Genomic DNA, 4,416 nt, shown 5'->3' with positions numbered 1-4,416 from the left:
ATCCTCATCATCGGTGCGGTGATCGGGGGCAACTTCGCGTCGACCCTCAACATGATCGTCGGCCTGATCTTCATCCTGGCCGGCTTCGTCGGCCTCGTCGCGGGCGCCGCGCCACTTCTCCAGGCCGGCGAGCACGGAGCGCTCGGAGGCCGGGTCGACCACCATGATCGCGGTGTCGAGGTCGGCGGTGAGCGGGCTCTCCTCGGTGGTGTCGAAGCAGTTCACTCCGACGATCTTGTCCTCGCCGGCCTCGATCCGGGCGCGGCGGGCCGCGTGCGAGGCGACCAGGTTGGACTTGAGGTAGCCGGACTCGACGGCCGGGATGACCCCGCCCATCCCCAGCACCTTGGCGATCTCCGCCTCGGCGCCGGCGAGCAGCTCCTCGGTCTTGGCCTCGATCACCGTGGAGCCGTTGAAGATGTCGCCGTACTCCAGCAGGTCGGACTCGTAGGCGAGCACCTGCTGGATGCGCAGCGACCACTGCTGGTCCCACGGGCGCGGCAGGCCCAGGGCCTCGTTCCACGCGGGCAGCTGGACGGCGCGGGCGCGGGCGTCCTTGGAGAGCGTGACGGCGAGCATCTCCAGCACGATGCGCTGGACGTTGTTCTCCGGCTGCGCCTCGGTGAGGCCGAGCGAGTTGACCTGCACGCCGTAGCGGAACCGGCGCTGCTTGGCGTCCTCGATGCCGTAGCGCTCGCGGGTGACCTTCTCCCAGAGCCGGGAGAAGGCCCGCATCTTGCACATCTCCTCGACGAAGCGGACGCCCGCGTTCACGAAGAAGGAGATCCGGCCGACGACCTCGCCCATCCGCTCGGCCGGCACCTGGCCGGAGTCGCGGACGGCGTCGAGGACGGCGATCGCGGTGCACATGGAGTACGCGATCTCCTGGACCGGGGTGGCCCCGGCCTCCTGCAGGTGGTAGCTGCAGATGTTGATCGGGTTCCACTTGGGGATGTTCCCGACCGTGTAGGCGATCATGTCGGTGATCAGCCGGACGGACGGCCCGGGCGGGAAGACGTGCGTGCCGCGGGAGAGGTACTCCTTGACGATGTCGTTCTGGGTGGTGCCGGTGAGCTTGGCGATGTCCGCGCCCTGCTCCTCGGCGACCACCTGGTAGAGCGCCAGCAGCCACATCGCGGTGGCGTTGATCGTCATGGAGGTGTTGGTCTGCTCGAGCGGGATGCCGTCGAACAGGGTGCGCATGTCGCCGACGTGGCCCACCGGGACGCCGACCCGGCCGACCTCGCCGCGGGCGAGGACGTGGTCCGAGTCGTAGCCGGTCTGCGTGGGCAGGTCGAAGGCGACGGACAGGCCGGTCTGACCCTTCGCCAGGTTCCGCCGGTAGAGCGCGTTGGAGTCGCTCGCGGTGGAGTGCCCGGCGTAGGTCCGCATCAGCCACGGACGGTCGCGCCGGCCGCCTTCACGGTCTGCCATCAGATGTCCCGGAAGCGGTTGATCGCCGGCAGGTGCTTGGCGCGCAGCTCGTGGTCGCGGACGCCCAGGCCCTCCTCGGGCGAGAGGCAGAGCACGCCGACCTTGCCCTGGTGCTTGTTGTGGTGCACGTCGAGGGCGGCCTGGCCGGTCTCCTCCAGGGAGTAGACCTTGGAGACGGTCGGGTGGATCTTGCCCTTGGCGACCAGGCGGTTGGCCTCGAACGCCTCGCGGTAGTTGGCGAAGTGCGAGCCGACGATGCGCTTCAGCGACATCCACAGGTAGCGGTTGTCGTACTGGTGCATGTAGCCGGAGGTGGAGGCGCAGGTGACGATGGTGCCGCCCTTGCGGGTGACGTAGACCGAGGCGCCGAAGGTCTCGCGGCCGGGGTGCTCGAAGACGATGTCCACGTCCTCGCCGCCGGTGAACTCGCGGATCTTGCTGCCCAGGCGCTTCCACTCGCGCGGGTCCTGGGTGTGCTCGTCCTTCCAGAACTTGAAGCCCTCGGCGCTGCGGTCGATGATCGCCTCGGCGCCCATGGCGCGGCAGATGTCGGCCTTGGACTCGCTGGAGACCACGCAGATCGGGGTGGCGCCGCCGGCCAGTGCGTACTGGGTGGCGTAGGAGCCGAGGCCGCCGCTGGCGCCCCAGATCAGCACGTTGTCGCCCTGCTTCATGCCGGCGCCGTTGCGGGAGACCAGCTGGCGGTAGGCGGTGGAGTTGACCAGGCCCGGGGAGGCGGCCTCCTCCCAGGTGAGGTGCTTCGGCTTGGGCAGCAGCTGGTTGGTCTTCACCAGGGCGATCTCGGCGAGGCCGCCGAAGTTCGTCTCGAAGCCCCAGATGCGCTGCTCCGGGTCCATCATCGTGTCGTTGTGGCCGTCCGGGGACTCCAGCTCGACCGAGAGGCAGTGCGCGACGACCTCGTCGCCGGGCTTCCAGGCGTTGACGCCGGCGCCGGTGCGCAGGACGACGCCCGCGAGGTCCGAACCGAGGATGTGGTACGGCAGGTCGTGGCGGTTGGTCAGCGGCGACAGGCGGCCGTAGCGCTCCAGGAAGCCGAAGGTCGAGACCGGCTCGAAGATCGAGCTCCACACCGTGTTGTAGTTGACGGAGCTCGCCATGACGGCGACCAGGGCCTCGCCCGGGCCGAGCTCGGGGAGCGGCACGTCGTCCAGGTGGAGGGACTTGCGCGGGTCCTTGTCGCGGCTGGCGAGGCCGGCGAACATCTGCTCCTCGTCCTTGTGGAGCGTGACGGCCCGGTAGGACTCCGGAAGCTTGATCGCGGCGAAGTCCGCCGAGGTGCTGTCGGAGCTGAGGATCGCGTCGAGGATTTCGTTCATGGCTGCCTCCGAAGGCGTACCTGTGTGAGGGCACAGGGCGTCTGGGGGAGCCGGGAGCGGACACCGGCTTCGCTGAGTGACTGGGTGGGAACTGCGGTGCGACGGGTGTGGTGTCGCCGAGGTGTGGTGCAAGGGTGCCCCCGAGGTCTGGGGACGCCGGATGCGACGCGCCGAGGTGGGGAGCCGCGGCGTCGCGACCGATGGGTAACAAGGTAGTGGCACCCTGTGCCACTCGTAAAGACACCGGGTGTCATCAGTTCGAGTGACGTGGATCGCTGTTCGAGCCTCTTGCGAGCGGGCTGGGTTCGGGATGTGAAGAGGCCCGCCCCGGATGACCGGGACGGGCCTCAAGATCGCCTCTGACCTGTGAAGACGCGCCGTTCAGGCGTTCGCCGCACCGCCCAGTGCGGCCCGGATGGAGTCCACCACCAGCTCCAGCGGGGCGTCCGTGCGGGCCACTGTGATGAGCACCTCACCGCCCGGGCTGGCACTCAGTGCGCTCACCGCGGCGGCCTCCAGGTCCGACCCCGTGCCACCGGTGGCACCCGGTGCCACCAGGGTGCCGCGGCGCCGCACCCCGCTCGGCGAGGTCGCCCAGAAGGTGTTCCGGATGACCTCGAAGGAGTGGTCCAGCTGCGCCGAGACGTCCCCGTGCCCGCCGGCCCGCAGCCAGCGCCGCAGCACGTGGTTGTGGGCGGCCACCACGGCCGCCGCCGAGACCTCGGCCAGCATGGAGTCGTCGTCGCCGCCGCGCTGCCAGCCCGGCGGGCTCTGCTCGGCCGTGTCGAAGCGCCCGAGCAGGTAGCGGGTGAACAGCCGCTCGTACCGGGCCACCACCGCGATCTCCCGCTCGCGCAGCGCCGGGACCTGCCGGATCAGCTGGTAGCGCGCCACCGAGACGCTGGGCGTGGAGGCGTACATCCGCAGCACCTCCTTGATGCCGCGGCAGACCACGTCCAGCGGGTGCTCCTCCGACTCGGCGCTGGCCAGCAGGTCGGCCACCCGGACCAGGGTGTCGTCGTGGTCCGGGAAGATCGCCTCCTCCTTGGAGCGGAAGTAGCGGAAGAACGTCCGCCGCGCCACGCCCGCCTCGGCGGCGATCTGATCGACCGTCGTCTCCTCGTAGCCCTGGTTTGCGAACAGCTCCATGGCGGCCGACGCCAGCTCCTGGCGCATCTGACGGCGCTGCGCGGCGGCGCGCCGCGCGCCGGTGCCGCCCTCGGCGGGCCGGCCGCCGTCCGCCTGCTCCCGGGACGGCTGCTGCTGCACGGATGACTGTTCCCGATCCATGCCCGGAACGCTACACGTCCCCGGTGCCGCGCCGGCCGGCCTCGTCCGGCGGACCGGTGCCACCGGCGGCGCCGCGGCCGGCCGCTGCCACCGGGGCACCGCCGCCGACTGGTTCCATCCCGGGCGTCCGGCCGGTGCAGTGCCGCTCCGCGGACCTCTTCCCGCTGGCTCGGTGTTCATCTGAGACTCCTTGCAGCGATGCCACGCGCCGGTGACACCACGTGTCCGTGGGTGGCCGATCGGTTCCGTGGGAGGGGCGGGGTGCGCCGGGGGGCCGTGGGCCGGCCCCCGGCCCCCCCTACGCGGCGGGGGTGGGGGAGGGAGACGCGGCCGGGGGTGCGGGGCCCGCGAGCGG

At 70.9% G+C, this 4,416-nt stretch carries 3 protein-coding genes; all 3 read right to left on the bottom strand.

Annotated features, from left to right (window positions below; translation table 11 throughout):
- Positions 1–1,434 (bottom strand): methylmalonyl-CoA mutase family protein (locus tag ACFV0G_RS32190; RefSeq protein ID WP_380555656.1); only part of this gene is annotated, 1,434 nt, incomplete at its 3' end.
- Positions 1,434–2,771 (bottom strand): crotonyl-CoA carboxylase/reductase, encoded by a 1,338-nt coding sequence (gene ccrA, locus ACFV0G_RS32185; protein WP_380555654.1) that lies wholly within the window; start codon positions 2,769–2,771, stop codon positions 1,434–1,436. The genes ACFV0G_RS32190 and ccrA, both read right to left, overlap by 1 nt.
- Positions 2,772–3,152: 381 nt before the next feature.
- On the bottom strand, positions 3,153–4,061 hold the full coding sequence (locus ACFV0G_RS32180; protein WP_380555652.1) for a TetR family transcriptional regulator: 909 nt from the start codon (positions 4,059–4,061) through the stop codon (positions 3,153–3,155).
- Positions 4,062–4,416: the final 355 nt, after the last annotated feature.

This window comes from Kitasatospora sp. NPDC059571, assembly GCF_042735675.1.
Classification (GTDB): Bacteria; Actinomycetota; Actinomycetes; order Streptomycetales; family Streptomycetaceae; genus Kitasatospora.
Note: the sequence above shows the minus strand (reverse complement) of the source record. Positions and strands in the feature narration are given on the sequence as shown.

What these genes read in the sequence shown, in the direction of transcription:
- ccrA (WP_380555654.1), bottom strand. Translation starts at nt 2,771, where the DNA reads ATGAACGAAATCCTCGACGCGATCCTCAGCTCCGACAGCACCTCGGCG.
- ACFV0G_RS32180 (WP_380555652.1), bottom strand. Translation starts at nt 4,061, where the DNA reads ATGGATCGGGAACAGTCATCCGTGCAGCAGCAGCCGTCCCGGGAGCAG.